The organism is Parasphingorhabdus sp. (genome assembly GCF_036964675.1).
Taxonomy (GTDB): Bacteria; Pseudomonadota; Alphaproteobacteria; order Sphingomonadales; family Sphingomonadaceae; genus Parasphingorhabdus.
Genome location: NZ_JBALTF010000104.1, coordinates 1 through 5,419 on the forward strand (window position 1 = coordinate 1; position 5,419 = coordinate 5,419).

Here is a 5,419-nt window from a genome sequence, read left to right on the forward strand (position 1 = left end):
GCGAACCAGGCATGGGCCAAGCCCGCGCCGCTCGACCTCAGCTTCCAGTCCGACGATGTCGGCACACTCGAAGGCACGAAGCTCGCCCCGAAACATCTCCGTATGCTTCCAGCTCTTCCCGTCACCGGCCTTGCCGGATTTGATGAAGGCGCTTTCTGGGTACAGGATCTGGCCGCCTCGATTCCCGCGCGATTGTTCGGCGAGGGCAAGGGCCGGATGCTGTTCGATCTCTGCGCCGCACCCGGCGGCAAGACCATGCAGCTGGCCAGCGCCGGCTGGAAAGTGGTCTCGGTCGACAATAATGCCAAAAGAATGGAGCGGTTTCAGGACAATCTCAAGCGCACCAATTTGCAGGCAGAAGAAGTCATCGTCGACCTGATGCAATGGGAACCGGCGGAACCCGCCGATGCCGTCCTGCTCGACGCGCCGTGCAGCGCCACCGGTATTTTCCGGCGTCACCCCGATGTCCTGCACTGTATCGGTTCGCGCCAGATTGCCGACCGGGTCGAAGTCCAGCGCGCCTTGCTCGACCGTACCGCGCCCTGGGTCAAGCCCGGCGGGATATTGGTCTATGCCGTCTGCTCGCTCGAGCCCGAGGAAGGCGAAGAGCAGGTCGAGGCGTTTCTCGAGCGCCATGACCAGTTCGCGATCGATCCGGTCAGTGCTGACGAGTTGCCGCAGGGCATATTGCCGACCGAAACCGGCTGCGTCCGCACCCTGCCTACGACGCTGGCCGAACAGGGCCATGTCGACGGATTTTTCATCGCGCGTCTGGTCCGGAAAAGCTGATTTTCTACATATTGTGAACCTGTCCCCAATCTGTCCACAAGGGACTGTGGCAAGGTCGGAATAGCGCCTTGCTTGAATGGGTCAAAAATTCTAGGGGCGGGTACAGTTTAAGGAAGCGCCATGTCCGACAGCATTCGAATTGCCCCCTCTATCCTTTCTGCCGATTTCGCCCGATTGGGTGAAGAGGTGCGGGCCATCGACAAGGCAGGCTGCGACTGGATTCATGTCGATGTGATGGACGGCCATTTCGTCCCCAATATCACCATCGGGCCAGCGGTGGTAAAAGCGCTGCGGCCGCACAGCGCCAAGCCCTTTGACGTCCATCTGATGATTTCTCCGGTCGATCAGTTTCTCGAAGCTTTCGCCGAAGCCGGTGCCGACATCATTTCCTTCCACCCGGAAGCAGGCCCGCATCCCCACCGCACGGTGCAGACCATCCATACGCTCGGCAAGCAGGCCGGACTGGTGCTCAATCCGGCGACTCCGCTCGACATACTCGACTATCTGATCGAGGATCTCGATCTGATTCTGGTGATGAGCGTCAACCCGGGCTTTGGCGGGCAGAGTTTCATCGACAGCCAGCTGCGCAAGATCGAGGCGATCCGCAAGCGGATTACCGCCACCGGCAAGGATATTAGGCTGGAAGTCGACGGCGGCATTGATCTCAAAACCGCGCCGAAGGCGATTGCCGCTGGCGCTGATACACTGGTTGCCGGAACCGCTACTTTTCGCGGCGGACCGGGCCATTATGCTGCCAATATCAGCGGCCTGAGGGGTGAATGACCACCAGCAAGCCTGACCGGCTTGACCTGGGCGATGGCCACCCCGACGAGCCTGCCACCCATGACGAGAATGATGCCGCAGGCGAAGGCCGCAGCCTGACTCTGCGCCATGACCGCGACCGCGGCCAGTCGCTCGCCCAGCAGGCGACGATGCTCTATTACCGGATGACCTGGCGGATGCCGCTGCACCGGCTTCGTCTGTCCGGTAAATTGCCCTTGCGCCTGCTCGCCGTACCGGTTGATCCGGTCGAAGGTGACCGGGTGCAGGGCATGGCGGTGCGCGCCGGCTATTTCCTGTTCCGCGGTCTCAAGAAGAAACACGACAATATCGACTTTGCCGAACTCAAATTGCCACCGCAATTTGAAGATTATGTGCATCGCTTCCAGTGGCTGCGCGATCTCGACACGGCGGCTTCGCGCGATCAGGCAGTGCCGGTGGCGGAAAAGCTGATGAACCAATGGCTCGATGCCAATGGTGGGGTGATTCGTCAGCCAGCCTGGCGGCCCGATAATTGCGGTTGGCGATTGTTGATCTGGGCCAGCCATGCGCCGCTGATCCTGTCGTCGCGCGATCTGATCTACCGTTCAAAGCTGCTCAACAATATTGCCCGCACCGCCCGTCATCTCGACCGCACTGCGGACAAGGCGAATAGCAGCCTCGGCCGGCTGGTGGCGTGGAGCGGCGTCGTCGCTGCCTCCCTGCTGCTGCCCGAAGGCCGCGTGCGCCAGATCGTCGGCGAAGCCGGCCTGGAAAAAGCGATGGGCGAGTTTTTCTTTGCCGACGGCGGGTCAGTCTCGCGTTCACCGCTCAACCAGATGGACGCGGTGATCCTGCTGTCGATGCTGAAACAGGTCTATCTGGCGCGCCAGGAGGATGTACCGGAGTTCCTCGAAGAAGCGCTGAACAAGGCGGTGCCGCCGCTCACCGCGCTCACTCATTTTGACGGGACGATGGGCAATTGGCAGGGCAGCGGCGCGACATCGGCCGAACTGGTGGCGCAGGTGGTCGAGGCCAGCGGAGTCCGGGCAAGACCGCTGCGGCAGGCGCATGAATGGGGTTATCAGCGGGTTTCTTCGGCGCGTTCGGTGCTGGTGCTCGACGCCGCGCCGCCGCCGATTGCGCGCATGGCGGTTGCCGGTTGCGCCTCGACATTGGCTTTTGAATTTTCCAATGGTGATTGCCGGATCATCAGCAATTGCGGCGGGGCAGGGCTGGTTGGCGCGACCATCCCGGCGGCGCTCGCGCGCGGCCTGCGGACCACCGCTGCCCACAGCACCCTCTGCATCGCCGACAGCAACAGCACCTCGATATTGCCCGATGGCAAGCTCGGACGCGGTGTCAGCGAAGTCGAACTGTTCCGCCGCGACGTCGAAAATGCCACTCGGCTCGAGGCCAGCCACGATGGCTATGCCCGGCGCTTTGGCCTGATTCACAAGCGCCTGTTGCTGCTCCGCTCGGATGGGCTGGAGCTGCGCGGCGAGGATATGCTGATTCCCGATGGCAAGAAGCGCCGGCGCCGCAAGGATGATATAGAATATGCGCTGCGCTTTCATCTCGGACCGGATATAGAAAGCGATCTGATCTCGGACGGCAAGGGCGTGATTCTACGCCTGACAGACGGCAATTTGTGGCAATTCCGCTCAACCAGCGGAGACATTCAACTGGAAGAAAGCGTCTGGGTCGACGGCATGGGCATAGCCCATGAGGTCAAGCAGATGGTAATGTCCGGAACAGTGGGCAGCGGCGGTGGAGCCACCGGCTGGCTGCTCAAACATATGGGGTAATGATGACAGAGAATATCAAAATCAAACGCGCGCTTTTGTCGGTTTCGGACAAGAGCGGACTGGCCGATCTCGGCAAACAGCTGGCGGCGATAGGCGTCGCGCTAATCTCGACCGGCGGCACCGCCAAGGCGCTGCGCGAAGCCGGGCTTGAGGTCGCCGACATATCCGATGTCACCGGTTTCCCCGAGATGATGGATGGCCGGGTCAAGACTTTGCACCCCAAGGTCCACGGCGGCCTGCTCGCCCGGCGCGATGATGCCGGCCATGTCGCCTCGATGGCAGAACATGATATCGCCGGGATCGATCTGGTGATCGTAAACCTCTACCCGTTCGCGCAGACCGTCGCCAAGGGCGCGGAACGCGACGAGATTATCGAGAATATCGATATCGGTGGACCCTCGATGGTGCGCAGCGCCGCCAAGAATCACGATTTCGTCACCATCGTCACCGATCCGTCGGATTATGCGACATTGCTGACCGAATTGCAGCAGAGCGACGGCGGCACATCTCTGGCGTTCCGCAAGAATATGGCGGCCAAGGCCTTTGCCGCGACCGCCAGCTATGACAGCATGATCGCCCAGTGGTTCGGCTTTTCCGATCAGGGCAAGATGTTCCCCGACACGCTGCCGCTGACGATGAGCCGCCCGGTCGAGCTGCGCTACGGCGAAAATCCGCATCAAAGCGCCGCACTCTATCTGCCCGACGGTCCGTCCGCGAAAGGCATTGCGCAAGCCGAGCAACTGCAAGGCAAGGCGCTCAGCTATAATAATTACAACGACGCGGATGCCGCGCTCGAACTGGTCAGCGAATTTCGCGATGGCCCGCCAACCGTGGTGATCGTCAAGCACGCCAACCCTTGCGGCGTCGCCAGCGCCGACAATATTGTCGACGCCTATAAGGCGGCGCTCGCTTGCGACAGCGTCTCGGCTTTCGGCGGTATCATCGCCGTCAACCGGCCGCTCGACGGCGCCGCAGCAGAAGCGATGACCGGCATCTTCACCGAAGTGGTCTGCGCACCGGACGCGGATGACGACGCCAAGGCGATCTTTGCCAAGAAGAAAAACCTGCGCCTGCTGCTGACCGGCGATCTGCCGGATGCCACACGCCCCGGCATAACCGTCAAGACCATCACCGGCGGCTATTTGCTGCAAAGCCGCGACAATGGCCAGATATCCCGTGATGATCTGAAATGCGTCACCAAGCGCCAGCCGAGCGAGCAGGAAATGGCCGATTGCCTGTTCGCCTGGACGGTCGCCAAACATGTCAAATCCAACGCCATTGTCTATGCTAGGGGCGGTGCAACCGCTGGCGTTGGCGCAGGCCAGATGAACCGGCTCGAATCGGCGCGGATTGCCGCGTGGAAAGCCAGGGATGCAGCGGAAAAAGCCGGCTGGGATGAAAGCCGCACGATCGGATCAGCCGTCGCCTCGGACGCTTTCTTCCCCTTCGCCGACGGCCTGCTGACCGCGGTCGAGGCAGGTGCCACCGCGGTGATCCAGCCAGGCGGCTCGATCCGCGATGACGAAGTGATTGCAGCGGCGGATGAAGCGGGTCTCGCGATGCTGTTCACCGGTATGCGGCATTTCCGGCATTAGGATTTCTTCCCTCTCCCTTAAGGGAGAGGGTTGCGCAGACTTGCAAACTTGTTTGCTAGTCGCAGCTGGGTGAGGGTGTACAATCCCAAAGACGATCCGTTAGTCCTGAGCTTGTCGAAGGACGCCTGGAGACTAGAGGCGTGGTTCGACAGGCTCACCACTAACGGATGATAACCGACAGAACGCCCTCATCCAACTCCGCCTAATCCGCTCCGCGCATAAGGCTCCCTATCCTTCTCTCTCACGGGAGAAGGGATCGGCACAAGATAATGGCAAAAAAGACCCTGTTCCCCCCTCGCGAAGAGCTGCTGTCACTGGTCAGCGCCGGTGAATTGACCGTCAAGGTCACACCCAATGCGGGAGAGAATAGCATCAGCCTGCCGGGAGAAAACGCACCTGGCGGCATATTGCTGATCCGCGTTACCGCCACCCCGGAAAATGGCAAAGCCAATGCGGCCGTTTTGAAAC

The 5,419-nt window shown here is 61.1% G+C and carries 5 protein-coding genes; all 5 read left to right on the plus strand.

Annotation, left to right across the window (positions count from 1 at the left end; translation table 11 throughout):
- Nucleotides 1-789 (plus strand): RsmB/NOP family class I SAM-dependent RNA methyltransferase (locus tag V7665_RS12885; RefSeq protein ID WP_335664940.1); only part of this gene is annotated, 789 nt, incomplete at its 5' end.
- Nucleotides 790-909: 120 nt separating this feature from the next.
- Entirely contained in the window at nucleotides 910-1,572 is a 663-nt protein-coding gene (gene rpe, locus V7665_RS12890) for a ribulose-phosphate 3-epimerase (protein ID WP_335664941.1), read from the plus strand.
- Complete coding sequence (locus V7665_RS12895) at nucleotides 1,569-3,356, plus strand: heparinase II/III family protein (protein WP_335664942.1); 1,788 nt, start codon at nucleotides 1,569-1,571, stop codon at nucleotides 3,354-3,356. The genes rpe and V7665_RS12895 overlap by 4 nt, the downstream gene beginning before the upstream one ends.
- A gap of 2 nt (nucleotides 3,357-3,358) precedes the next feature.
- A complete protein-coding gene (gene purH, locus V7665_RS12900) occupies nucleotides 3,359-4,951 on the plus strand; it encodes a bifunctional phosphoribosylaminoimidazolecarboxamide formyltransferase/IMP cyclohydrolase (protein ID WP_335664943.1) in 1,593 nt (530 codons plus the stop codon).
- A gap of 269 nt (nucleotides 4,952-5,220) precedes the next feature.
- A partial coding sequence (locus tag V7665_RS12905; protein WP_335664944.1) for a DUF167 domain-containing protein occupies nucleotides 5,221-5,419 on the plus strand: 199 nt, incomplete at its 3' end.

What these genes read in the sequence shown, in the direction of transcription:
- rpe (WP_335664941.1), top strand. Translation starts at nt 910, where the DNA reads ATGTCCGACAGCATTCGAATTGCCCCCTCTATCCTTTCTGCCGATTTC.
- V7665_RS12895 (WP_335664942.1), top strand. Translation starts at nt 1,569, where the DNA reads ATGACCACCAGCAAGCCTGACCGGCTTGACCTGGGCGATGGCCACCCC.
- purH (WP_335664943.1), top strand. Translation starts at nt 3,359, where the DNA reads ATGACAGAGAATATCAAAATCAAACGCGCGCTTTTGTCGGTTTCGGAC.